Here is a 23536-nt window from a genome sequence, read left to right on the forward strand (position 1 = left end):
CTAATGTAAAGGAGGTTGTAATGATGGGAATGTGGGTCATACCAGCATTAATAACAGGTATCATTTTAGTAGCAGTTTCGTATTATATGTCAGTTGGAGTTATGAAAAATGTTCGAAAACGAGCTGCAGCAACTGATACACCAATCAGTAAAGTGATACGTGATCACCCAATTGCAATGAACCCAATTATTATCATGTATGTTATCTTTGGTTTATTTACTGGAATAATGATCTTTTACTACTGGGCCGTTTATGGCTATTAGTATATGATATTTTAGAAAAATCATCCTTCTACTCCAAAATACTACCTTCTTATAATGGTCATTTGTGAACAATTTGTGATATCATATAAGTAACGTAGTGTCCTGTTCTGAATAGTTCGACAGAAAAAGGAGTAGAAGGCAATGATTTCAACAAGTAGAAAAGCGTTATTAGATACTCCAATTAGCGAGTTTATTATTTCATCTGAAAAAGTCGCTCATGTACAAATAGGGAATAGTGCTGAACATGCTTTATTAGTATTGACGAAAACCGGTTATTCATCAGTGCCAGTATTGGATATCAAGTTTCGATTACACGGGTTATTAAGTACGAAAATGATTACTGAGTCTATATTAGGTCTTGAGCGTATCGAATATGAAAAACTTGCAAATATAAAAGTAGATGATGTTATGGATCGAGGGGTAACGTATCTTAAAATAACAGATACATTCCAAAAAGCTCTTGATCTAGTTATTAACCATGCATTTTTGTGTGTTGTAGATCATGAAGGTACATTCGTTGGAATATTAACTCGTCGTGTCATTTTAAAACAATTAAAAAAGTACATTTATTCAGTAGATTAGTAGAGTCGACAAAATCCTTCCTTTGGATTTTGTCGATTTTTTCACTGGTATCATTATTTTAAAACTGAAGGGATGACTATTTTGAATACAACTGAAGCAGAAATAATAAAAATTTTATCTGAAGAAAAGAATATGAGAAAGGCTGCGGAACGACTTTTTTTAACACAACCAGCCCTTTCTCAACGCTTACAGACCATAGAAAAGGACTGGGGGGCGCAGCTTTTTATCAGATCTCAAAAAGGATTAACTCCGACCCCAGCAGGAGAATTAGTCATACAATACGCAATCGAAACAATAGTTCGGAAAGAAGAAGTTTTTGAAACAATTCAAGCATTAAATTCAAAAGTACATGGAACATTAAAAATAGCTTGTGCTTCAATAGTTGGTCAAAACTGGCTTCCTAAAGTATTGAAAGATTTTGTCACACAGTATCCAGATGCAAAGATATCCTTAATTACTGGTTGGAGTTCCGAAATCGTTAAAGCACTATATGAAGGAGAAGCTCATGTTGGAATTGTGCGCGGACAAGCTGAATGGAAAGGGAAAAAAGTACATCTGTTTCGCGATATGATGTATCTAGTTGATAAAGAAATAAAGCAACTTGATGAATTAATAACGACTGATCGACCATTTATTCAATTTAAAAGTGACTCGAGTTATTATCAAGAAATCCAACTTTGGTGGCAACGACATTTTTCTTCAAATCCAAAAAGACAAATATTTGTAGATCAAATTGAAACATGTAAACAAATGGCGTTGAATGGTATAGGCTATGCGATATTACCTTCCATCACTTTGAACGGTGAAGAAAAAGTAAATAAAATTCCGATTACAAATACTGAAAAAGATTTAGGATTAACTCGTGATACATGGTTAATTGGCTATGATTCTTCCTTTGAATTAAGACAAGTAGCAGCGTTTGTTGAAGTGGTAAAACAACACGCAAGCTGTTTGTACGATTATACGAAATAATAAATGCTGGTTAATTTAAATTAGCAAGTATATTCAGAAATTTTTACGTGCTAATTAATGAAAAATTTAGTACAATAATTTAATGTTATAAATCATTACATATATGGGGGAAATCATCGTGACAAAAAAATTAAATGCACAAGAAATTATTGAATTTATTGGTAATGCTAAAAAAGTAACACCTGTTAAAGTATATGTATCAGGTGAAGGGGTTGCGAATTTAAATTACGGAGAAAATACAAAAGTATTTGGTGAAAATAATAGCGCTGTAGTATTTGGTGAATGGAGTGTAATTGAAGCAGCTTTAAAAGAGCATGCTGATAAAATTGCTGATTACGTTGTTGAAAATGACCGCCGCAATTCAGGGGTACCTTTACTTGATACAAAACATATCAATGCACGTATTGAACCAGGTGCAATTATCCGCGATCAAGTTACAATTGGTGACAATGCAGTTATTATGATGGGAGCAATCATTAATATCGGTGCAGAAATCGGTGAAAAAACGATGATCGATATGGGTGCGGTATTAGGAGGTCGTGCGACAGTAGGTAAAAACTGTCATATTGGTGCAGGTACGGTTCTTGCTGGTGTTATTGAGCCACCTTCTGCAACACCAGTTATTATTGAGGACGATGTTGTAATCGGTGCAAACGCTGTTGTGTTAGAAGGTGTACGCGTTGGAAAAGGTGCAGTTGTTGCAGCAGGCGCAATTGTAATTAGTGATGTTGAACCATATACTGTTGTAGGTGGAGTACCAGCGCGCGTTTTAAAACAACTAGATGAAAAAACAAAATCAAAAACAGAAATTATGGACGCGTTAAGAAATATTTAAGAGGGTGATTTAGATTGGATTCACTCATCCAAATTAGACGAGATTTACATCAAATTCCTGAGTTAGGTTTTCAGGAGTTTAAGACACAAAAGTATTTATTAGATAAGATAGCTAAATTACCTCAACAATTTCTGGAAGTTACAACTTGGGAAACAGGGGTAGTTGTGAAAATCTCTGGTAGTAGCCCAGAAAAAACAATCGGTTGGCGTGCAGATATTGATGGATTGCCAATAATTGAAGAAACTGGATTACCATTTGCTTCAACACATGAAGATAATATGCATGCGTGTGGACATGATTGTCATATGACAATTGCTTTAGGTCTTGTGAAGGCATTTGCAGAAAATCAACCAAAGCATAATGTAATTGTCTATTTCCAACCAGCTGAAGAAGGACCAGGTGGAGCAGAACCGATGCTAAACTGGTTAAAACAAGAAAGACCAGATTTATTGCCAGACGAAATTTATGCATTGCATATCGCTCCAGAATATCCAGTTGGGACAGTTGCTACGAGAGCTGGACTTTTATTTGCCAACACATCTGAACTTTTTATTGACTTAAAAGGATTAGGTGGACATGCAGCATATCCACATAAAACAAGAGATATGACTGTTGCTGCGGCAAATTTAGTATTGCAATTGCAAACAATTATTAGTCGAAATGTAAATCCATTAGACAGTGCGGTTATTACAATTGGAAAATTAACGAGCGGTACCGTTCAAAATATTATTGCAGAAAACGCAAGATTAGAAGGAACGATTCGTACGTTAAGTGCAGATGCGATGAATGAAGTGAAGCGCAGAATAGAAGCTGTGTGTGCAGGTATCGAAGCTTCTTTCGAATGTTCTATTGATATTGATTATGGCGCTATGTACTATGAAGTAAATAATACAGAAACTTGTGCTAATAACTTATTATCCTTCGCAAAATCATTCGAAGGGTGTAATGCAGTAGAATGTCCACCTGCTATGACAGGTGAAGATTTTGGTTATTTTCTAAAGGAGATTCCTGGTGCATTATTCTGGGCTGGTGCAAATTGCGACCACGGATTACATCATGCAAAATTATCTCCTGATGAAAACTTATTAGCATTCAATGTGGATTTTGTAGAACAGTTTATTCGAAATATTTAAAGGAAGGACGACTCATGGTGTATCGTGAGTCGCCTTTTTATTTACTGTATCGTATACCCTCCATCTAATACTACAGCTTGTCCAGTCATTCCCTTTGTTTCTTCGCTTGCGAGAAAGACTGCTAAATTGGCAATTTCTTTTACATCGAGTAACCGTTTTTGAGGAATCAATGGATACAAGACCTCCTCTAAAACCTTCTCTAAAGGAACATTACGTGTATTTGCTAGATCTTGTAATTGGTTCCGTACAAGTGGTGTATCAACATAACCTGGGCATATTGCATTTACAGTGATGCCATCAGTAGCTGTTTCTAAAGCTGCAACCTTGGTTAATCCAATTACACCATGTTTTGCGGAATTATATGCAGCTTTTCCTGCAAATCCGACAAGGCCGTTAATCGAAGCGATATTAATGATTCTCCCAAACTTTTGTTTTTTCATAATAGGTAATACATGTTTAATAGCGATAAAAGGGGCAGTTAACATGACTTTCACCATTAATTCAAAACGTTCAGTTGGAAAATCCTCAATCATGGAAACGTGTTGAAAGCCTGCATTATTTATAAGTACATCGATACGTCCGAATGTATTCACTGTTCTAATAATAGTTGACTTTATTTCTTCTTCGTTTGTAACATCACATTTAATGCCAAGAGAATCTTCTCCTAAACCTTCAGCAGCCTTTTTTACTTTGTCCTTATCTATATCTGTTAAAACAACTTTATAGCCTCTTTGATAAAATTCTTTCCCGATTTCTAACCCAATACCTTGTCCAGCACCAGTAATTAGTACAACTTTATTTTGAATCATTGAATTACCCCCATATCAAAAAAATGTTTCCTTTTTTGTAGATATGATAGTAATTAGAGTTTTATTAAAACTACTGCAAAAGTAGACCAGATAAACTGTTAAGAATTCTACGAAAATAAAAAACTAGTGAAGGAAATAATAATTTTTCCCCACTAGTTAGATAGATAAATTTATTTCACCTCTGCATGCATTAGAGATGGTGCCTTTTTACGAGTCCATCCAAAAGCTAATGCATAGCATCCTAATAATATGAAGGTCCCGAAAATAAATGGAGAAGATAACTTCCATTCAAGTAAAATACCAGCTAATGCAGGACCGACCATATTTCCTAAACTCATATACGCGTTGTTCATACCAGCCGCAAAACCTTGATCCGCTCCTGCGAATTTCGATATTAATGTGTTTACAGCAGGTCGAATGAAGACTGTAGCAATTTGGAAGAGCGTAGAAATTAGTAAAATCATAAAGAAACCACTAACGTAAATCATTAGTAACATTGTAGCGGCAGCAACTACTAAGTTAACTAATATGACTTTCATTTCACCATATTTTTTAAATAATTTATTGATAATGAACATTTGAAGGATAACGCCAGAAAGTCCGCCAAGAGTAACTACGATGGCTATATCACTAGGTGAATAATCAAATTTAATTGTTAGGAACATTGATAAAGTCGCTTGGAAATTAGCAATCCCAAAACTAAAAGTAAATACAACAATTAATAAAATAAAATATGGTGTTTTTACAGAACGTACTAACTGGGAAATTAAGTTTTCTCTTGGCTGACTATTAGTATCTGAATTTTGGGGCTTTATGCTTGGTAATACAATGATTGATAGAATACCTGCGATGATGGCAACAATACCTGCTAAATAAAATGGGAAGTGTAAATTTACTTTTGATAAAAACCCACCTAAACCAGGTCCTATCATGAAACCTAAAGAAATAGCTGCGCCAATCATGCCCATACCTTTACCGCGTTCCTCAACAGTTGTAATGTCTGCAACATAAGCCATCACTGGAGGCATAATAAATGCCGCACCAAATCCACTTAGGAAACGTGCGAGAAATAAAATCCAAACTTCCGAAGCTAATCCAAAAAGGATTTGAGCAGTACCGTAAATGATTAATCCACCGACTATAAATAATTTTCGTCCATAACGGTCAGAGAGATCGCCTGATATTGGCGAAAATAAAAATTGTGCAAAAGCAAATATAGCAGTTAAAAATCCTAAAACTTGACCACCTACACCGAAAATTTCTAAATATGAGGGAAGTACAGGAATGATAATACCAATTCCCCCCATTGTAATAAACATATTAAACATTAAAAATAGTAATGCTATTTTTTTCTTCTTTTGTGACATTTCTGCCCACCTTTCCCTGATATCCCCTTATAGCGTGTATTCTATAGATTAACATAATAGAAAAAGTTAAACTAGAAAAAGATATTAAATACATAAGGGGGAAAATTCAGTAAAATGTCCAATATACTTTTATATTAAAAAGATTTACGCTAGTTTATAGTCTTATAAATACAAAAAATGGTTAGTTAGGAAGTGACTGAATGTTAGATCCGATAAAACAAAATAATAAATCGGTTTATCCGATTATTTTTCCGTTAAAATATGGAGCGATGAAATCAGTTAACTGTTATTTATATGATAATGGTTCTACATTAACGTTAATCGATGGGGGTATCAAAACCCCAGAGTTTATGGATTTTTTTAACGAATCTTTAAAACATTATCGATTATCGATAGAAGATATTGACCAAATTTTCTTAACTCACCATCATGACGATCATATTGGCGTTGTAAATACAATACTGTCTAAAAAACAGGTACCAATATATGCTCATAAAAAAGCAATTCCTCGACTACGTTTTGATAAAGTTTATTTACAGAATAAAATAGATTTCTTTAAAGATCTTTATGAAGAGTATGGGTGTTTACATTTATCAGAAAAACGTTTTGAAAAAATGAATCAAACACTTAAAAATCGAAATGAGTTAAAAATTAGAGGGGACATTTACCCTTTGCAAGAAGGCGATATGATTGAAGATTGTAAAGTCATCGAAGTGCCAGGCCATTCGCCAGATTCCGTTATCTTTTATGATGAATCGGTAGGGTGGCAATTTCTAGGTGACTTAGTTTTAGAAAATATCTCTACTAACGCATTATTAGATTTTGATGACAATTTACAATTGCTCCCGACTGTAACGCAATATGAATCTTCTCTAAGTAAATCTTTACCTTTATATACTAATTGGGTGTTTGCAGGTCATGAAAACATATTTCAACACCATGAAAAAGAGATTGAGAATAAATTTGAACGAATAAAAAAGAAAGAATCTAGAATTATTGAAGCTGTAGGTAATGGGTATCAAGTTACAGCCGATATTGCAGAAGCTCTATATGGAAAAAGGATTGAAAACTTATTTGTTTTTATTATATCTGAGATAATTGGATATTTGGAATACGCCATTAGTCGGGGGAAAATTGAAAAACGAATGATTAATGGTCAATGGCATTTTTCTGTAACAGGTTAATAAAATCGTGTTGCGGTAATATGGGAATTGGTTTGAGCAGGAAAAGTGAAGAACAGTACAAAAAATAGGTGGTGTCCAAAGAGATTTTACTCTTAGACACCACCTATGAGCATTAGCGAGCTGCCTCCGCTAGCTCCTCGACAACTTCAGAATCGTCTGCAAGGGAAAAAAGCGCCCTTTTAGCGATTCTTCCAGTTGTTGTCGGAGCTGAACGAACGCGCTCCGCTTTTCTAGTTGTCTAGCTCCGAACGCTAGCTCCTCGACAACTTCAGAATCGTCTGCAAGGGAAAAAAGCGCCCTTTTGTCGATTCTTCCAGTTGTTGTCGGAGCTGAACGAGCGTTCTCCGCTTTTCTAATTGTCTAGCTGTGAACGCTAGCTCCTCGACAACTTCAGAATCGTCTGCAAGGATTCTTCCAGTTGTTGTCGGAGCTGGACGAGCGTTCTCCGCTTTTCTAATTGTCTAGCTGTGAACGCTAGCTCCTCGACAACTTCAGAATCGTCTGCAAGGGAAAAAAGCGCCCTTTTGTCGATTCTTCCAGTTGTTGTCGGAGCTGAACGAGCGTTCTCCGCTTTTCTAATTGTCTAGCTGCGAACGCTAGCTCCTCGACAACTTCAGAATCGTCTGCAAGGGCAAAAAGCGCCCTTTTAGCGATTCTTCCAGTTGTTGTCGGAGCTGAACGAACGCGCTCCGCTTTTCTAGTTGTCTAGCTCCGCGCGTTAGCCGTTCGGAAACTTCGACTTCCTCCAGCGTGTGCGAGCACACTTGTCAGAAGTCTCCAGCTTCTGTCACGGCTGAACGAACGCGCTCCGCTTTTCTTAGTTTAAACTCATTTTAAATTTTATGAAGTATTCGTTATATTTACCCAGCCATTCGGGTCCTAGGTTTTCGTATACTTCTAGATGTTCTCGTACTTCTTCTGTAGGGTAGAAGCGTTCATCGTTAATTACTTCTGGGTCCATTAATTCCATAGCTGCTTTATTTGGTGTAGAGTATCCGACATAATCATTATTTTGTGCAGATACTTCTGCATCCAACATAAAGTTAATAAATGCATGTGCTCCGTCAATGTTTGCTGCTGTTTTTGGAATAACAAAGTTATCAAACCAAAGATTTGACCCTTCCTCAGGTACTGCAAAGTCTAAATCTTCATTTTCCCACATCATATCTTGAGCTTGCCCAGACCATGTAAGCGCCACTGCTGCTTCGTTATTGATCATTAATGGCGTAATTTCATCCCCAATAATTGCTTTTACATTAGGTGTTAATGTAACCAATTTATCTGTTGCTTTTCGAAGTAAATCTTCATCTTTTGCGTTTAATGATTCACCAATAGAGTTTAAGCCCATTCCCATCACTTCACGGGCACCATCTACTAAAAATACTTTATCTTTTAGGGAAGAATCCCATAAATCTTCCCAAGTTGTAAATGTTAAATGCTCTTCTATTAAATTAGGATTAAAAACAATCCCTACTGTACCCCAGAAGTAAGGGATGGAATATTTATTTTTTGGATCAAAGGCTAAATCCAAAAAGTATGGATCGATATTTTTTAAATTTGGTATCTTTGAATGATCTAAAGGAATTAATAAATCTTCTTCCATCATCTTCTGCACCATATATTCGGACGGAACGGCAACATCATAAGCAGAGCCGCCTTGTTGAACTTTTGTCATCATAGCTTCATTAGAATCAAACGTTTCATAAATTACTTTAATACCTGTTTCTTCAGTAAATTGATCAAGTAAATCAGGATCAATATACTCTCCCCAGTTGTACACAGTAAGAGTATCCTTACTACCTTTTGAGCCAGCAGATTCTAATCTGTTTGTTGCAAAGAAGAGAAGAGAACAAACGACAATAATGGCGATAGTAGCTTGAACTAAAGATTTCATCGTTGTACCCCCTCTTGGATGCGTTTTGCACGGTTGTTAAAGAAGTAATAACCGATTACAACTAACACAGTAACAAGGAACACGAGGCCAGAAATCGCATTGATTGTTAATGTAATTCCGGTACGTGCCATTGAATAGATTTCAACGGACAAAGTGGAAAAGCCATTTCCTGTTACAAAGAATGTTACGGCAAAATCATCTAAAGAATAAGTTAAAGCTAAAAAGAAACCAGCAAATATACCTGGTTGAATGTAAGGTAAGATGACTCTCGTTAATACGTCACGTTTAGATGCTCCTAAGTCTTTCGCAGCATCGATTAAAGACGTGTTCATTTCTAATAGCTTTGGTAGCACCATTAAAACAACAATTGGAATACTAAAAGCAACGTGGGAAACGACAACAGATGCAAACCCAAGCTTAACACCAATCATTGTAAATAAAATTAAAAAACTTGCTCCGATGACAACATCGGGACTTACGATTAATACATTGTTTAAAGAAAGTAGAACGTTTCGCATTTTCTTATCTTTTATTGAGACAATGCCTATCGCTCCTAACGTTCCAATAATCGTTGCAATTAAGCCAGATAAAAGAGCGACAATAACTGTATTGATAAGGATGACAATTAATCTTGTGTCGTCAAATACCGCTTTATAATGCTCTAAAGTAAAGGATTCAAAATTGTTCATGGATTCTCCACTATTAAAGGAGTAAAAAATTAAATAGAAAATCGGCGCGTATAAAACAAGAAAAACAATGATGAGATATAACTTAGATGGTAATGATAGTTTTTTCATCGTACACGGCCTCCTTTCTTTTGACCTGTTAGGAACATGATAAGAACCATGCTAAGAATTAAGAAGACTGCAATCGTTGAGCCCATTCCCCAGTTTTGGGAAACTAAAAATTGTTGTTCGATAGCAGTACCTAATGTGATTACTTGGTTTCCAGCAATTAAACGAGTAATCATAAATAAAGATAAAGCTGGTATAAATGTCACTTGTATACCGGATTTTACTCCATCAATTGTTAAAGGAAAGATAACACGTCGGAATGTTGTAAAACCAGATGCACCTAGATCCCTAGCAGCATAAATAAGCGTTGGATTTAATTTATCTAATGAATTAAAAATCGGTATGATCATAAATGGAATAAAGATATACACTGAAACAAAGATAAAACTAAAATCAGTAAATAAAATTTGTTTCGGTTCAAGGCCAAATATTTCAATGAAAGCATTGATTGGTCCATATAAACCAAAAATACCAATGAAAGCATAAGTTTTTAACAATAGGTTAATCCAAGATGGAATGATAATTAGCATTAACCATAACTGTTTATGTTTTGTTTTTGTTAAAAGATAAGCTGTAGGATAAGCAATAATTAACGTAAACAATGTGATTAAAAAGGCATACCAAAAACTTGTTAGCGTCATTTTTAAATAAACGGGTGTGAAGAATGATTTATAATTGGCAAGGGTAAAATTGCCACTTAAATCGAGCATTGAATAATAAACAACTAAGGCAATTGGTGCAATAACGAATAATGCAATCCAAATGATATAAGGAAATAATGCTCCTCTTTGTCTAGTCATTTTCTTCTTCTCCGTAAGATTCTAGTCGTTTATCAAATTCTTCTTCTGTTTCATTAAGACGCATAACATGAATTGCCTCTGGGTCAAAATCTAACCCAATTTGTTCACCGACATTTGCTTTTTTCAAAGAATGGACTAGCCATTCATTTCCATCTTTATCATAAGTAGAAAGTTCGTAATGCACACCACGGAAAAGTTGAGTATCAACGGTTACAACGAGTTTCCCTTTCTCAACAGTCGTGATTTCTAAATCCTCAGGTCTAATCACGATATCTACCTTTTCATTTGGTTTCATACCTTGGTCAACACAATCAAAGATTTTGCTAGTAAATTGAACTTTAAAATCTTCTAACATGACACCATCCACAATATTTGATTCACCAATGAAATCTGCCACAAAACGGTTAATTGGTTCGTCATAAATATCCACAGGAGTACCTGATTGTTGGATTTCACCATCATTGATAACAAAAATTTCATCAGACATTGCAAGAGCTTCTTCTTGATCGTGGGTTACGAATACAAATGTTTTACCAAGTCTTTGTTGTAATTCTCGTAATTCATATTGCATTTCAGAACGTAATTTTAAATCGAGAGCAGATAATGGTTCGTCTAATAAAATTACCTCTGGATCATTTACAATCGCTCGAGCAATTGCCACCCGTTGACGTTGACCACCTGACATTTCGGAAATTTCACGGTTTCCAAAACCAGATAAGTTAACGAATTTCAATGCTTCCATTACACGTTCTTGTATTTCGCTTTCTTTTAACTTTTTAATTCGTAAACCAAAAGCAACATTCTCGAATACATTTAAATGGGGAAAAAGAGCATAATCTTGGAATACAGTATTTACTTGACGTTCGTTTGCAGGCACGTTATTTATCTTTTTATCGTTAAAATAAATATCCCCACTTGATGGAAGTGTGAACCCAGCAATCAAGCGAAGAATTGTTGTTTTTCCACAACCAGAAGGGCCAAGTAATGTATAAAATTTTCCCTTTTTTAATTCAAAATTAATATTATTTAAAACAACAGTTCCATCGTCATATGATTTAGACACATTTTCAAAACGAATAATTGTATCGTTCATGTTCTGTCCTCCTTTAACTATAGATAAGATTCAGTTGCCACTAAGAGCAGCTGAGTTACTCCTTTATTCGCATTTAAAATTTGATGATTTTGAGATGCTTCGTAATAAATAGCATTCCCAGTGCTGGCAATATATTCGTGATCCCCTAATATGACACGAATACGACCTTTAAGTACATAAATAAATGTTTCCGCTAAAGATGGAGGGAATTGTTTAAACTCTCCACCTTCTTCAAGGGTTAAAACTACAGGTTCCATTTCTTTTTCATTAGAAGTAGGAATTAACCACTGTAATTGATACTTTTTTTCTTCATCATAGTAAATCGTTTGATCACGATCTGTATAGACAACTTGTTGTTCTTCTAATGAATCATCAAAGAAATCTTTAGGCTTTGTTCCAAGTACTTCTAAAATGGAAAACAATGTTTCAATAGAGGGAGAGTTTAAATCTCGTTCTAATTGAGAAATATACCCCTTAGTTAAATCTGTTCGTTCACCTAATTCTTCTTGCGTTAATCCTTTTTTTATGCGTAATGCTTTTATTTTTGCACCAATTTGCATATCAATACTCTCCTAGTTTATTGTTAGTAAACTTTGAATGTGAAAAGTTTATAATAACATAACTTTGAGTTTACAAATAACGATACTATTATACATAATCTTCGTTGTAAATCAATAATTTTAATGAGAAATTGAAAATATGGAATAATTAATAAAAAGTAAGGTAATAATTAAATTTGACAAATTTTTGTCTTTTATAAAAATTCTTATTTAAGAGTCTGTCCAAATTATTGAAAAAAAATTTGTCGTTTGTTATCGTAAAAAGTGGGTAATATCCTAATTTAAGCATTTGATAATAATATTGGAGGGAATTTTAATGGCTGAACGTATGGTAGGAAAACAAGCACCTGCATTCTCAATGGAAGCAGTACTGCCTGACAAATCATTTGGTAAAGTATCTTTAGAAGAAAATATGAAAAACGATAAATGGACAGTATTATTCTTCTACCCAATGGACTTCACTTTTGTATGTCCAACAGAAATTACTGCTATGTCTGATCGTTATGACGAATTCGAAGATCTTGATGCAGAAGTAATCGGTGTGTCAACTGATACAATTCATACTCACTTAGCATGGATTAACACTGATCGTAATCAAAATGGTTTAGGTCAGTTAAAATACCCATTAGCTGCTGATACAAACCACACTGTTTCTAAAGAATATGGTGTGTTAATTGAAGAAGAAGGTATTGCTCTTCGTGGATTATTCATCATTAATCCAGAAGGTGAATTACAATATCAAACAGTATTCCACAACAATATCGGTCGTGATGTTGATGAAACATTACGTGTTTTACAAGCTCTTCAAACTGGTGGATTATGTCCAGCAAACTGGCGCCCAGGTCAAGCAACTCTTTAATTAGGGTGTTATATCTAGTTTGAATTACAAGTAAATCCCCACATTTGTTCGTGGGGATTTTTTACTTATAAAAAGGGAGGATTAGAATTATGAAATTACGCTCACCAATGCCAGAATTAGAAGGCGCAACGAAATGGTTAAATGGTCAGGTAACAAGAGATGAATTAGTAGGAGAAAAACCTACGTTAATTCACTTCTGGTCTGTAAGCTGTTATTTATGTAAAGAAGCAATGCCAGATGTAAACAAATTCCGTGATCAATATAAAGATGAGTTAAATGTAATCGCAGTTCATATGCCACGTTCTGAAGAAGATACAGATTTAGAACAAATCGAAAAAGTGGCTGCACAATTCGATATTACACAACCAATTTTTGTAGATAATGAAATGAAATTAACTGATGCATTCGAAAATGAATATGTCCCTGCATATTATGTTTTTGATAAATCTGGCGTTTTACGTCACTTCCAAGCTGGCGGAAGCGGTATGAAAATGTTAGAAAAACGTGTAAATCGTGTGTTAGATGAAATGCGTAACGAACAAAACTAAGTAAGATATGAAAGCGTAAGGGTCCACCCCTTGCGTTTTTTTATGTTTTCTAATCTTATAGATTAAAGTCTTTAGCTCAACATGTTGGATAAAATAATACATAGACCAATAATTGTATAAAAGCAGTTAGTAAGTTAAAATAGTGCCATTAAAGTTTTGGTACGGAGGAAAAAATGAAAAAAGAATTTGTCGTAATAGGACTTGGCCGTTTTGGAGGCAGTATTGTAAAAGAACTAGTAAGACTTGGTGCAGATGTTTTAGCAATCGATTCAAATCAAGAGAGAGTTGATGAGTTTGCAAAAATTGCTACACAAGCAGTAATTGCAGATACAACAGATGAAGCAGCCATTAAATCATTAGGGATACGAAACTTTGAACATGTTATCATTGCCATTGGAGAGAATATCCAAAATAGTATTTTGACAACTCTCATATTAAAAGATTTAGGTGTAAAACAGATTACAGTAAAAGCACAAAATGATTATCACGCAAGAGTGCTAGAAAAAATAGGTGCTGATTTTGTCGTACATCCTGAGCGGGATATGGGTATCCGGATTGCTAACAATATGATGTCGAGTAATGTACTGGATTATTTGGAACTTTCCGATGAACATTCAATTATGGAAATTAAAGCGAATGATCGAATTGCAGGTCATTCATTAATTGATTTAGACATTCGTGCAAAATATGGAATCAATATTGTCGGTATTAAAAGAGGGGAAAATATTATTATTTCTCCAGCTGCTGATGAAAAAATCTTATTAGGTGATGTTTTATTAGTTATTGGGGCAGATGTTGATATCAATCGTTTTGTAAAAAAGGCAATGAGTTAAGTACAATAAGAAAGCCGCAATGTAGAACAATTAAATTCTACAATTGCGGCTTTTTATATTTTTTATTAGACTTCCATAATAATTGGAAGGATCATTGGGCGACGTTTTGTTTTCTCGAAAAGATATGGACCTAAAACATCAGTAATTTCATTTTTCAACTCTGTCCATTGAGTTGATTTCTCTTGAATCATTTCATTTAAATGAGTATTTAACATTTTTTGTGCTTCACTAATTAATGTACCTGATTCACGCATATACACGAAACCGCGAGAAATGATATCTGGTCCGGCAACAATTTTTTGTTTTTTCATGTCTACACTAACTACGACAATAACTAAACCTTCTTCTGAAAGAATTCGTCGATCACGTAAAACAATGTTGCCGATATCCCCGATTCCACTACCATCAATATAGACATCTCCTGATGGTATACGGCCTGCGATATGAGCTTCGTTAGGACTTAATGCTAGAACATCTCCATTTTCCATGACAAATGTATTCTCTGGTAATACGTCACAATCTACTGCGAGATTTGTATGCATTTTTAACATGCGGTATTCACCATGAATTGGCATGAAGAACTTCGGTTTAATTAAACGTAACATTAGTTTTTGTTCTTCTTGAGAACCATGTCCAGAAGTATGGATATTATTTAAAGAACCATGAATAACTTCAGCACCAGCGCGGAATAAAAGGTTAATAATTTTATTAACACTCATTGTATTTCCAGGTATTGGTGAAGATGAGAATACTACTGTATCACCAGGCTGAATTTGAATTTGTCGATGCGTCCCATTGGCAATACGAGATAATGCAGCCATTGGTTCACCTTGAGAACCTGTACATAAAATCATTACTTCATTAGCTGGTAAACGATTAATCGTTTGAGCATCTACAAAGGTTTCTTTTGGTGCTGTAATGTATCCTAGCTCACGACCAATTGAAATTGCATTGTCCATAGAACGACCAAAAACAGCAATTTTTCTACCATATTGTGCGGCAGCATCGGTTACTTGTTGAAGACGGTGAATGTTTGATGCAAAAGTTGCAAAAATTATTCGTCCTTCAACTTTACGTAAAATATCATGGATACTTTCCCCAACTTTACGTTCAGACATTGTAAAGTTTGGTACTTCAGAATTTGTACTATCTGAAAGTAAGCAAAGTACTCCGTCACGTCCTATTTCTGCCATTTTCGTTAAATTGGCAGGCTCCCCTACAGGAGTAAAATCAAACTTAAAGTCTCCTGTATGTACAATGTTACCAGGAGGTGTTTTTACAACGATACCGAAAGCATCGGGAATACTATGTGTAGTACGGAAGAAGCTTACAGATGTTTTTCTAAATTTAATAACATCGCTTTCTTGAATTTCAATCAATTTAGTAGTTCGTAGTAAGCCATGTTCTTCTAGTTTATTTCTTAATAATCCTAGTGCAAGCTTACCCCCATATACAGGAATATTTACTTGACGTAATAAATAAGGAATTCCACCGATATGATCCTCATGTCCATGGGTAATAAATAGTCCTTTAATCTTATCAGCGTTACGTACTAAATAAGTGTAATCCGGAATAACATAATCGATTCCTAATAAATCGTCTTCCGGGAATTTAATTCCAGCATCAATCACGATGATTTCATCCTGGAATTGCACAGCATAAGTGTTTTTACCGATTTCGCCTAGTCCGCCAAGTGCGAAAACAGCTGCTTGATCATTTTTAACAAACTTCATAAAAGATTAAGCATTCTCCAAATGGAAGTTCGGGCTATTTTTTTCATACTCTAAATAGTTGCCCTCAAGTAGTTGAATATATTCAATACTAATTTTTCTGTCTTTTAAATATTGGCGGACTTCTCTTTCAGAAGATGCTTCTAAATAAAGACTTTTCGTATTTTCGCGAACTGGTACTTCATTAGCATTTTCTTGATAGTAAACTTTGTAAATCATGTTTTCTCTCCTTTAATTACGTACATTCTAGTGCATTCATTATCATTTTCCACTTAATGTGAAACTATTCCATATGATGCATTTCCTTTATATTATCATGCAAGTCCTTTAAAATAAAGAAAAGCCCTTCAAATTGAAGGGCTTAAGCAATTGATTTTTTTCCGAGGATGCCATTTAACCGTTTCAAAATTCTTTTTTTGAGGCGTTTTAACATGGCACATCACTCCTTAGTTAAATTATACGCATACTTTCTCTATATGTAAAGTATTTTCCATTTACATGTAAATATGCGCTGAAAGGAATTTATTAAATGAAAAATATTTTATTCTTTGATGTAGACGGAACGTTATATAACAGTGAGAAAAAAATACCTGATTCTGCGAAGAAGGCTATACAAAAAGCTAAAGAGAATGGTTATGAAATTGCAATAGCTACTGGTAGAGCTCCATTTATGATTGAATCATTACTTGAAGAATTAGAGATTAATACATATGTTACGTTTAATGGTCAGTATGTTGTATATAATGGTGAAGTAGTATTTACAGATAGTGTCGATAAAAATTACTTAGCTAAAATAATTGAATTTGGTAATGAACGAAATCATCCAGTAGTATTTATTGATGAGCGAGAAATGATTGCTTCAATTGATGGACATGATTTTATACAAAGTAGCTTAGACACATTAAAATACCCTTACCCAACAATCAATCCATTGTTCTATGAAGAAAATTCTGTTTATCAAACATTAATCTTTATGGAAGAGAAGGATGAACAACTTTATCAAAATACTTTTCCTGAAGTAAAGTTTGTACGATGGCATCAATTTTCTTGTGATATCTTACCGAAAGAAGGTTCAAAAGCACGAGGTATTATGAAGCTTTTAGAGAGAATGAACATCCCAATTGAAAATTCCTTTGCTTTTGGTGATGGGTTGAATGATATTGAAATGTTACAAGCAGTAGGAACGGGTGTTGCAATGGGGAATGGCCATGAATTAGCTAAAAAATCAGCAGACGTCATTGCAGGTCATGTGGATGATGATGGTTTGGCCAAAATAATGAAAGATTTAAACATTATCTAGCTTCTAATAATAGTTTATGCAGACTTGATATAGTTTTTTGGACTATATTTTTATCAATTTGTTCATAATTAAGGAGGTGCCTCTATATTTTGGGGCACCTCCTTCTATAATTTTATTCACCGTTTAGTGGGAATGAATCTGGTACTTCAGCGAAAGGATTGTCTTGATTTATATGATCATAAAACATTACACCATTTAAATGATCCAATTCATGTTGAAATGCAATGGCTGGTAATCCTTTTAATCGTAATTTTTTTTCTTCACCATCAATAGTAAAGAATTTTGCAGTAATTCTCGCGTATCGTGGGACATAACCAGGAACTTGACGGTCAACAGATAAGCAACCTTCCCCAGATGGTAAATATGTTTTTTCAACTGAATGACTAACGATTTTAGGATTAACTGCGACAAAACTTAATAATTCGCCATTATCATCTTCTAAATGAAGGGCAAACATTCTTTTTAAAGAATTTACTTGATTTGCAGCTAAACCAATACCAGGTCGTAATCCATATTTTTCAGCAGTTTCAGGGTTTTGACTATTTATTAAGTATTCGAGCATATCATTTGCAAGTTTACGGTCTTCATCTGTTAATGGGAATTTTACTTCCTCTGCACGAGTTCTTAAGGTTGGATGACCTTCACGTATTATATCTTCCATTAAAATCATAAATGAACTTCCTTTCAAAAAAGCTATGTAAGTTAAGTATACATAAAAACATCTTACTTCCTAAGCTTAAAAGTATCAAAAGTTTTTTACTTAGGAAAAGTTTAGGTGTATTAGTATATGTGAATTAAGAGAAAGGGAAACTAGATGTAATTATTATGTAGAGAAAACAAAAGGATTCCAGGCATTGAAATAATTGTTATAATACAGATTTCGGAGAATAGTATAACAGTTTGTAATACAGTATGAATTTACGATTAGAAGAAAAGTGAAAAATAAACAGAAATCAATGATTGACCGATTGAATTTATTTTTATATACTCAATTTAACGAATTGTTGTACTAATAATTTTATAAAAAATTTTGATACAGAACTTAAGGAGAGGTGCTATATGGGAGAAAAGATAACAAAAGTATTTAATCCAGCTGAAACTTTAAATGAGATTGAAAATAAGTTTGAGATGTTCCAAATTTTAAATGAAAAAGGTGAAGTAGTTAATCCAGACGCATTACCTGATTTATCTGATGATGAATTAGTAGAATTAATGACACGTATGGTTTATACACGTATTCTTGATCAACGTTCAATTTCATTAAACCGTCAAGGTCGTCTAGGATTCTATGCTCCAACAGCTGGGCAAGAGGCATCACAATTAGCATCACACTTTGCATTGGAAAAAGATGATTGGATTTTACCAGGTTATCGTGATGTGCCACAAATTGTTTGGCATGGTTTACCATTATGGAAAGCGTTTTTATTCAGCCGTGGACATTTCGTTGGAAATCAAATTCCTGAAGGTGTAAATGTTGTACCACCACAAATTATTATCGGTGCACAATATGTTCAAACAGCAGGGGTTGCATTAGGACTTAAAAAACGCGGTTCAAAAACAGTTGCAATTACTTATACAGGTGACGGTGGTTCATCACAAGGTGACTTCTATGAAGGAATTAACTTTGCAGGAGCACAAAAAACACCAGCAATCTTTATTGTTCAAAATAACCAATATGCGATTTCAACACCACGTGAAGTTCAAACAGCAGCAAAAACAATTGCACAAAAAGGGATTGCAGCAGGAATTCCAAGTACATTAGTAGATGGAATGGATGCATTAGCAGTTTATGTTGCGACTAAAGATGCTCGTGATCGTGCTGTAAGAGGAGAAGGTCCATCATTAATTGAAACAATGTGTTACCGATATGGTCCACATACAATGTCTGGTGATGACCCAACACGTTACCGTACTTCAGATATTGATAATGAATGGGCAGCAAAAGACCCGATTGTTCGTTTCCGTATTTTCTTAGAAGGGAAAGGTTTATGGAATGAACAAAAAGAGACAGAAGTAATCGAGCGTGCAAAAGAAGAAATTAAAGAAGCTATCAAAAAAGCAGATGAAACTCCAAAACAAAAGGTAACAGACCTTATTTCAAATATGTTTGAGGAGCTGCCTCATAACCTAAAAGAACAATACGAAATCTACAAAGCAAAGGAGTCGAAATAACCTATGGCACAAATGACGATGATTCAAGCAATTACTGATGCGCTTCGCTGCGAATTAAAAAATGATGATAACGTTTTAGTATTCGGTGAAGACGTTGGTGTAAACGGCGGGGTATTCCGTGCAACGGAAGGACTTCAAAAAGAATTTGGTGTAGATCGAGTATTCGATACACCATTAGCGGAATCTGGAATCGGCGGTTTAGCAGTAGGTTTATGTTTAACTGGTTTCCGTCCAGTACCTGAAATTCAATTTTTCGGCTTCGTATATGAAGTAATGGATTCAATTAGTGGTCAATTAGCACGTTATCGTTATCGTACGGGTAACACGTTTAACATGCCGGTTACAATTCGCTCACCATTTGGTGGTGGTGTACATACACCAGAAATGCACTCTGACAGTTTAGAAGGATTAATGGCTCAACAACCAGGTTTAAAAGTTGTTATTCCATCGACTCCATATGATGCAAAAGGTTTATTAATTTCATCAATTCGTGACAATGATCCAGTTGTATTCTTAGAGCATTTAAAATTATACCGTTCATTCCGTGAAGAAGTACCAGAGGAATCTTATACAATTCCACTTGGTAAAGCGGATGTAAAACGTGAAGGTACAGATTTATCTATCTTTGCTTATGGATTAATGGTTCATGAAAGTTTAAGAGCGGCTGAAGAACTTGCAAAAGAAGGATACTCAGTAGAGGTTGTGGATTTACGTACGATTTCACCACTTGATATCGATACTATTGTCGCTTCTGTAGAAAAAACAAACCGTGCGATTGTTGTTCAAGAAGCACAAAAGCAAGCTGGTATTGCTGCAAATGTTGTAGCTGAAATTAATGAAAGAGCAATTTTAAGTTTGGAAGCACCAGTTTTACGTGTGGCTGCACCAGATACAATTTATCCATTCCCACAAGCGGAAAATATTTGGTTACCAAACTATAAAGATATTATAGAGACAGCAAAAAAAGTTCTTACATTCTAATTAGTTATAGGGAAGGGTGAAATAAATGGCGTTTGAATTCCGTATGCCTGATATTGGGGAAGGTATCCATGAAGGTGAAATTGTTAAGTGGTTTGTAAAAGCAGGGGATAAAGTACAAGAAGATGATGTATTGTGCGAAATCCAAAATGACAAAGCAGTAGTTGAAATTCCATCTCCTGTTGAAGGTACGGTAGAAGAAGTATTAGTAGCTGAAGGAACGGTTGCAGTTGTTGGAGACGTATTAATTCGCTTAGATGCGCCAGGTTATGAAAACATGCAATTGAAAGGTGATATGCATGCTGAAGAAAATAACACTTCTGTAACTGCAGCACAAGTTCAAGCTACAAATGAAGATGGCGGACCTGTCGAAAAAGCACCTGTGCAAGGTGATTCTGGTGAGGTACCAAATGTTGCTGCCCCAGTAGCAAATTCTTCAGTTGGTGCTCCAGAAAATTCATCAAATAAACGTATTATCGCGATGCCATCTGTTCGTAAGTTTGCTAGAGATAATGATGTAGATATTAGCTTCGTAAATGGTACTGGTAAAAATGGTCGTATCTTAAAAGAAGATATTGAAAACTTCATGAAGGGTGGAGCAGCTCCTGTTCAAGCTTCAGAACAAGTAGAAGTTGAACAAGCTGTTGGAACTGTTGAAGAAACAAACGCTACAACAATTCCAGTTAACTTAGAAGGTGAATTCCCAGAAACTCGTGAGAAAATTTCTGGAATTCGTAAAGCAATTGCTAAAGCGATGGTTCACTCTAAACAAACTGCGCCTCACGTAACATTAATGGACGAAGTAGATGTAACGGAATTAGTAGCACATCGTAAAAAATTCAAAGATATTGCTGCTGAAAAGGGTATTAAATTAACTTATTTACCTTATGTAGTGAAAGCATTAGTATCAACTTTACGTGAATATCCAGAATTTGCTCGTTCTTTCGATGATGAGACAAATGAAATTATTCAAAAACACTACTATAATATTGGTATAGCTGCAGATACTGAAAAAGGATTACTTGTTCCGGTAGTAAAACATGCAGATCGAAAATCTGTTTTCAATATTTCAGCTGAAATTAATGAGCTAGCAACAAAAGCTCGTGAAGGAAAATTATCACCAGCAGAAATGAAGGGTGGCACAATGTCGATTACAAATATTGGTTCTGCAGGTGGTCAGTGGTTCACGCCAGTTATTAACCATCCAGAAGTAGCTATTTTAGGTATTGGACGAATTTCTGAAAAACCAATAATAAAAAATGGTGAAATTGTAGCGGCACCTGTGTTAGCATTATCATTGAGCTTTGATCATCGAATGATCGACGGTGCAACAGCGCAAAATGCTTTAAATTATTTAAAACGTTTGCTAAGTGAGCCGGAACTTTTATTAATGGAGGCGTAATAATAATGGTAGTTGGAGATTTTGCAATTGAAATTGATACTTTAGTTGTGGGTGCAGGCCCTGGTGGGTATGTAGCAGCTATTCGTGCAGCTCAAACTGGACAAAAAGTTACAATCGTTGAAAAAGATGTAGTAGGTGGCGTTTGTTTAAACGTTGGATGTATCCCATCTAAAGCTTTAATTTCAGTTGGACACCGTTTTGAACAAGCTAAACACTCAGAAGATATGGGTGTTATCGCTTCTGACGTAAAACTTAATTTTGATAAAGTACAAGAATTTAAAAACGGTGTAGTGAAAAAATTAACTGGTGGAGTAGAAGGACTTCTTAAAGGGAATAAAGTTGAAATCGTAAAAGGTGAAGCATATTTCGTTGATGCTAACACTGTACGCGTTATTAACGGTGACTCTGCTCAAACATATACATTTAAAAATGCGATTTTAGCAACTGGTTCACGTCCTGTTGAAATTCCAACATTTAAATTCTCTAAACGTGTATTAAACTCTACAGGTGCATTAAACTTAACTGAATTACCAGGTAAGTTAGTTGTTATCGGTGGAGGTTATATTGGAACTGAGTTAGGTTCTGCATTTGCTAACTTCGGTAGTGAAGTAACTATCATTGAAGGCGGAAAAGATATTTTAGCTGGCTTCGAAAAACAAATGACTCAAATCGTGAAAAAAGGCCTTAAGAAAAAAGGTGTTACAATTGAAGTTGGTGCTTCAGCTAAAGGCGTTGAAGAAACAGAAACTGGTGTAGTTGTTACTTATGAAGTAAAAGGCGAAGAGAAAAAAGTAGAAGCTGATTATGTATTAGTAACAGTAGGTCGTAAACCAAATACAGATGAACTTGGTTTAGAACAAATCGGTATCGAATTCGCTGAACGTGGTTTAATCAAAGTTGATAAACAATGCCGTACAAATATTCCAAACATCTATGCAATTGGTGATATTGTTGCTGGTCCTCAACTTGCGCATAAAGCTTCATATGAAGGTAAAGTTGCTGCAGAAGCAATCGCTGGTGAAAAATCAGTAGTTGATTACTTAGCTATCCCAGCTGTATGCTTCACTGATCCAGAAATGGCTACAGTAGGTTACAGCGAAGAACAAGCAAAAGCTGAAGGGTTAGAAGTATCTGTTGCAAAATTCCCATTCGCAGCAAATGGACGTGCATTAGCATTAAACCAAACAGAAGGTTTTGTAAAACTAGTTGCACGTAAAGAAGATGGATTACTAGTAGGTGCACAAATTATCGGTGCTGGCGCTTCTGACATGATTTCAGAATTATGTTTAGCAATTGAAGGCGGAATGACAGCAGAAGATATCGCTCTTACTATCCACCCTCACCCAACATTAGGTGAAATCACTATGGAAACTGCTGAAGTATTACTTGGCAACCCAATCCATATCATTTCTAAATAATTTAATTAAT

General features: G+C 35.0%; 24 protein-coding genes. 14 read left to right on the forward strand and 10 right to left on the reverse strand.

The annotated features are described in order from the left end of the window. Positions 1-20 precede the first annotated feature (20 nt). The 5 genes from D8M03_RS07245 (at position 21) to D8M03_RS07265 (ending at position 3785) form a co-directional block, all read left to right on the forward strand. Positions 21-263, forward strand: coding sequence for a short-chain dehydrogenase (locus tag D8M03_RS07245; protein ID WP_245987495.1), 243 nt, complete (start codon positions 21-23; stop codon positions 261-263). A 141-nt stretch (positions 264-404) separates the two neighbouring features. Then, positions 405-845 (forward strand): cyclic-di-AMP-binding protein CbpB, encoded by a 441-nt coding sequence (cbpB, locus tag D8M03_RS07250; RefSeq protein ID WP_121214114.1) that lies wholly within the window; start codon positions 405-407, stop codon positions 843-845. Between the two features lie 72 nt (positions 846-917). Then, complete coding sequence (locus tag D8M03_RS07255) at positions 918-1817, forward strand: LysR family transcriptional regulator (protein WP_121214115.1); 900 nt, start codon at positions 918-920, stop codon at positions 1815-1817. Positions 1818-1935: 118 nt separating this feature from the next. Beyond that, the gene (gene dapD / locus D8M03_RS07260; RefSeq protein WP_245987496.1) at positions 1936-2652 is read left to right on the forward strand and encodes a 2,3,4,5-tetrahydropyridine-2,6-dicarboxylate N-acetyltransferase; all 717 of its coding nucleotides are present in this window, start codon (positions 1936-1938) and stop codon (positions 2650-2652) included. A 14-nt stretch (positions 2653-2666) separates the two neighbouring features. Further along, positions 2667-3785: an N-acetyldiaminopimelate deacetylase gene (locus D8M03_RS07265; protein WP_121214117.1), complete on the forward strand. Its 1119-nt coding sequence runs from the start codon at positions 2667-2669 to the stop codon at positions 3783-3785. 41 nt (positions 3786-3826) lie between these two features. Here D8M03_RS07265 and D8M03_RS07270 read toward each other — a convergent pair whose 3' ends face one another. Beyond that, on the reverse strand, positions 3827-4594 hold the full coding sequence (locus tag D8M03_RS07270) for a 3-hydroxybutyrate dehydrogenase (protein ID WP_121214118.1): 768 nt from the start codon (positions 4592-4594) through the stop codon (positions 3827-3829). Between the two features lie 170 nt (positions 4595-4764). Then, positions 4765-5961: an MFS transporter gene (locus D8M03_RS07275; RefSeq protein ID WP_121214119.1), complete on the reverse strand. Its 1197-nt coding sequence runs from the start codon at positions 5959-5961 to the stop codon at positions 4765-4767. 200 nt (positions 5962-6161) lie between these two features. On the opposite strand from D8M03_RS07275, the gene D8M03_RS07280 reads away from it, so the two are divergent. Continuing rightward, positions 6162-7145 carry an MBL fold metallo-hydrolase gene (locus tag D8M03_RS07280; protein ID WP_121214120.1) on the forward strand — a complete coding sequence of 328 codons (984 nt, stop codon included), beginning with the start codon at positions 6162-6164 and terminating at the stop codon, positions 7143-7145. An 817-nt stretch (positions 7146-7962) separates the two neighbouring features. Here D8M03_RS07280 and D8M03_RS07285 read toward each other — a convergent pair. From D8M03_RS07285 to D8M03_RS07305, 5 genes are read right to left on the reverse strand one after another with little or no spacing between them, the layout of a single operon-like run. Continuing rightward, positions 7963-9039, reverse strand: a complete 1077-nt coding sequence (locus D8M03_RS07285; protein WP_121214121.1) for an ABC transporter substrate-binding protein — start codon at positions 9037-9039, stop codon at positions 7963-7965. Then, positions 9036-9836 (reverse strand): ABC transporter permease, encoded by an 801-nt coding sequence (locus D8M03_RS07290; RefSeq protein WP_121214122.1) that lies wholly within the window; start codon positions 9834-9836, stop codon positions 9036-9038. The genes D8M03_RS07285 and D8M03_RS07290 overlap by 4 nt, the downstream gene beginning before the upstream one ends. Next, positions 9833-10633, reverse strand: a complete 801-nt coding sequence (locus D8M03_RS07295; RefSeq protein ID WP_121214123.1) for an ABC transporter permease — start codon at positions 10631-10633, stop codon at positions 9833-9835. Before D8M03_RS07295 ends, D8M03_RS07290 begins: the two co-directional genes overlap by 4 nt. Beyond that, entirely contained in the window at positions 10626-11726 is a 1101-nt protein-coding gene (locus D8M03_RS07300; protein WP_121214124.1) for an ABC transporter ATP-binding protein, read from the reverse strand. Before D8M03_RS07300 ends, D8M03_RS07295 begins: the two co-directional genes overlap by 8 nt. A gap of 17 nt (positions 11727-11743) precedes the next feature. Further along, on the reverse strand, positions 11744-12286 hold the full coding sequence (locus D8M03_RS07305) for a helix-turn-helix domain-containing protein (protein WP_121214125.1): 543 nt from the start codon (positions 12284-12286) through the stop codon (positions 11744-11746). A 316-nt stretch (positions 12287-12602) separates the two neighbouring features. On the opposite strand from D8M03_RS07305, the gene D8M03_RS07310 reads away from it, so the two are divergent. The 3 genes from D8M03_RS07310 (at position 12603) to D8M03_RS07320 (ending at position 14526) form a co-directional block, all read left to right on the forward strand. Beyond that, positions 12603-13145, forward strand: a complete 543-nt coding sequence (locus D8M03_RS07310) for a peroxiredoxin (protein ID WP_121214126.1) — start codon at positions 12603-12605, stop codon at positions 13143-13145. Positions 13146-13234: 89 nt separating this feature from the next. Continuing rightward, on the forward strand, positions 13235-13693 hold the full coding sequence (locus tag D8M03_RS07315; RefSeq protein ID WP_121214127.1) for a TlpA family protein disulfide reductase: 459 nt from the start codon (positions 13235-13237) through the stop codon (positions 13691-13693). 173 nt (positions 13694-13866) lie between these two features. Then, entirely contained in the window at positions 13867-14526 is a 660-nt protein-coding gene (locus D8M03_RS07320; RefSeq protein ID WP_121214128.1) for a potassium channel family protein, read from the forward strand. A 65-nt stretch (positions 14527-14591) separates the two neighbouring features. Here D8M03_RS07320 and rnjA read toward each other — a convergent pair whose 3' ends face one another. Continuing rightward, positions 14592-16259: a ribonuclease J1 gene (gene rnjA / locus D8M03_RS07325; protein WP_121214129.1), complete on the reverse strand. Its 1668-nt coding sequence runs from the start codon at positions 16257-16259 to the stop codon at positions 14592-14594. 6 nt (positions 16260-16265) lie between these two features. After that, positions 16266-16475, reverse strand: a complete 210-nt coding sequence (locus D8M03_RS07330) for a DNA-dependent RNA polymerase subunit epsilon (protein WP_121214130.1) — start codon at positions 16473-16475, stop codon at positions 16266-16268. 310 nt (positions 16476-16785) lie between these two features. Between D8M03_RS07330 and D8M03_RS07335 the strand changes: the two genes are divergently transcribed. Further along, positions 16786-17556 (forward strand): Cof-type HAD-IIB family hydrolase, encoded by a 771-nt coding sequence (locus tag D8M03_RS07335; RefSeq protein WP_121214131.1) that lies wholly within the window; start codon positions 16786-16788, stop codon positions 17554-17556. A gap of 112 nt (positions 17557-17668) precedes the next feature. On the opposite strand, the gene def is transcribed toward D8M03_RS07335, so the two are convergent. Continuing rightward, positions 17669-18226, reverse strand: a complete 558-nt coding sequence (gene def, locus D8M03_RS07340; protein ID WP_121214132.1) for a peptide deformylase — start codon at positions 18224-18226, stop codon at positions 17669-17671. A 389-nt stretch (positions 18227-18615) separates the two neighbouring features. On the opposite strand from def, the gene pdhA reads away from it, so the two are divergent. From pdhA to lpdA, 4 genes are read left to right on the forward strand one after another with little or no spacing between them, the layout of a single operon-like run. Continuing rightward, positions 18616-19728 carry a pyruvate dehydrogenase (acetyl-transferring) E1 component subunit alpha gene (gene pdhA / locus D8M03_RS07345; protein ID WP_121214133.1) on the forward strand — a complete coding sequence of 371 codons (1113 nt, stop codon included), beginning with the start codon at positions 18616-18618 and terminating at the stop codon, positions 19726-19728. A 3-nt stretch (positions 19729-19731) separates the two neighbouring features. Continuing rightward, positions 19732-20709 carry an alpha-ketoacid dehydrogenase subunit beta gene (locus D8M03_RS07350; RefSeq protein WP_121214134.1) on the forward strand — a complete coding sequence of 326 codons (978 nt, stop codon included), beginning with the start codon at positions 19732-19734 and terminating at the stop codon, positions 20707-20709. Positions 20710-20734: 25 nt separating this feature from the next. After that, positions 20735-22108, forward strand: coding sequence for a dihydrolipoamide acetyltransferase family protein (locus tag D8M03_RS07355; protein WP_121214135.1), 1374 nt, complete (start codon positions 20735-20737; stop codon positions 22106-22108). A 5-nt stretch (positions 22109-22113) separates the two neighbouring features. After that, positions 22114-23526 carry a dihydrolipoyl dehydrogenase gene (lpdA, locus tag D8M03_RS07360; protein WP_121214136.1) on the forward strand — a complete coding sequence of 471 codons (1413 nt, stop codon included), beginning with the start codon at positions 22114-22116 and terminating at the stop codon, positions 23524-23526. Positions 23527-23536 lie beyond the last annotated feature (10 nt).

The organism is Ureibacillus endophyticus (assembly GCF_003628435.1).
In the GTDB taxonomy this organism is placed as follows: Bacteria; Bacillota; Bacilli; order Bacillales_A; family Planococcaceae; genus Ureibacillus; species Ureibacillus endophyticus.

Excerpts from the sequence above, each read along its gene's own strand:
- D8M03_RS07245 (WP_245987495.1), top strand. The coding sequence starts at position 21 with ATGATGGGAATGTGGGTCATACCAGCATTAATAACAGGTATCATTTTA.
- cbpB (WP_121214114.1), top strand. The coding sequence starts at position 405 with ATGATTTCAACAAGTAGAAAAGCGTTATTAGATACTCCAATTAGCGAG.
- D8M03_RS07255 (WP_121214115.1), top strand. The coding sequence starts at position 918 with ATGACTATTTTGAATACAACTGAAGCAGAAATAATAAAAATTTTATCT.
- D8M03_RS07270 (WP_121214118.1), bottom strand. The coding sequence starts at position 4,594 with ATGATTCAAAATAAAGTTGTACTAATTACTGGTGCTGGACAAGGTATT.
- D8M03_RS07275 (WP_121214119.1), bottom strand. The coding sequence starts at position 5,961 with ATGTCACAAAAGAAGAAAAAAATAGCATTACTATTTTTAATGTTTAAT.
- D8M03_RS07280 (WP_121214120.1), top strand. The coding sequence starts at position 6,162 with ATGTTAGATCCGATAAAACAAAATAATAAATCGGTTTATCCGATTATT.
- D8M03_RS07285 (WP_121214121.1), bottom strand. The coding sequence starts at position 9,039 with ATGAAATCTTTAGTTCAAGCTACTATCGCCATTATTGTCGTTTGTTCT.
- D8M03_RS07290 (WP_121214122.1), bottom strand. The coding sequence starts at position 9,836 with ATGAAAAAACTATCATTACCATCTAAGTTATATCTCATCATTGTTTTT.
- D8M03_RS07295 (WP_121214123.1), bottom strand. The coding sequence starts at position 10,633 with ATGACTAGACAAAGAGGAGCATTATTTCCTTATATCATTTGGATTGCA.
- D8M03_RS07300 (WP_121214124.1), bottom strand. The coding sequence starts at position 11,726 with ATGAACGATACAATTATTCGTTTTGAAAATGTGTCTAAATCATATGAC.
- D8M03_RS07305 (WP_121214125.1), bottom strand. The coding sequence starts at position 12,286 with ATGCAAATTGGTGCAAAAATAAAAGCATTACGCATAAAAAAAGGATTA.
- D8M03_RS07310 (WP_121214126.1), top strand. The coding sequence starts at position 12,603 with ATGGCTGAACGTATGGTAGGAAAACAAGCACCTGCATTCTCAATGGAA.
- D8M03_RS07315 (WP_121214127.1), top strand. The coding sequence starts at position 13,235 with ATGAAATTACGCTCACCAATGCCAGAATTAGAAGGCGCAACGAAATGG.
- D8M03_RS07320 (WP_121214128.1), top strand. The coding sequence starts at position 13,867 with ATGAAAAAAGAATTTGTCGTAATAGGACTTGGCCGTTTTGGAGGCAGT.
- rnjA (WP_121214129.1), bottom strand. The coding sequence starts at position 16,259 with ATGAAGTTTGTTAAAAATGATCAAGCAGCTGTTTTCGCACTTGGCGGA.
- D8M03_RS07330 (WP_121214130.1), bottom strand. The coding sequence starts at position 16,475 with ATGATTTACAAAGTTTACTATCAAGAAAATGCTAATGAAGTACCAGTT.
- D8M03_RS07335 (WP_121214131.1), top strand. The coding sequence starts at position 16,786 with ATGAAAAATATTTTATTCTTTGATGTAGACGGAACGTTATATAACAGT.
- def (WP_121214132.1), bottom strand. The coding sequence starts at position 18,226 with ATGATTTTAATGGAAGATATAATACGTGAAGGTCATCCAACCTTAAGA.
- pdhA (WP_121214133.1), top strand. The coding sequence starts at position 18,616 with ATGGGAGAAAAGATAACAAAAGTATTTAATCCAGCTGAAACTTTAAAT.
- D8M03_RS07350 (WP_121214134.1), top strand. The coding sequence starts at position 19,732 with ATGGCACAAATGACGATGATTCAAGCAATTACTGATGCGCTTCGCTGC.
- D8M03_RS07355 (WP_121214135.1), top strand. The coding sequence starts at position 20,735 with ATGGCGTTTGAATTCCGTATGCCTGATATTGGGGAAGGTATCCATGAA.
- lpdA (WP_121214136.1), top strand. The coding sequence starts at position 22,114 with ATGGTAGTTGGAGATTTTGCAATTGAAATTGATACTTTAGTTGTGGGT.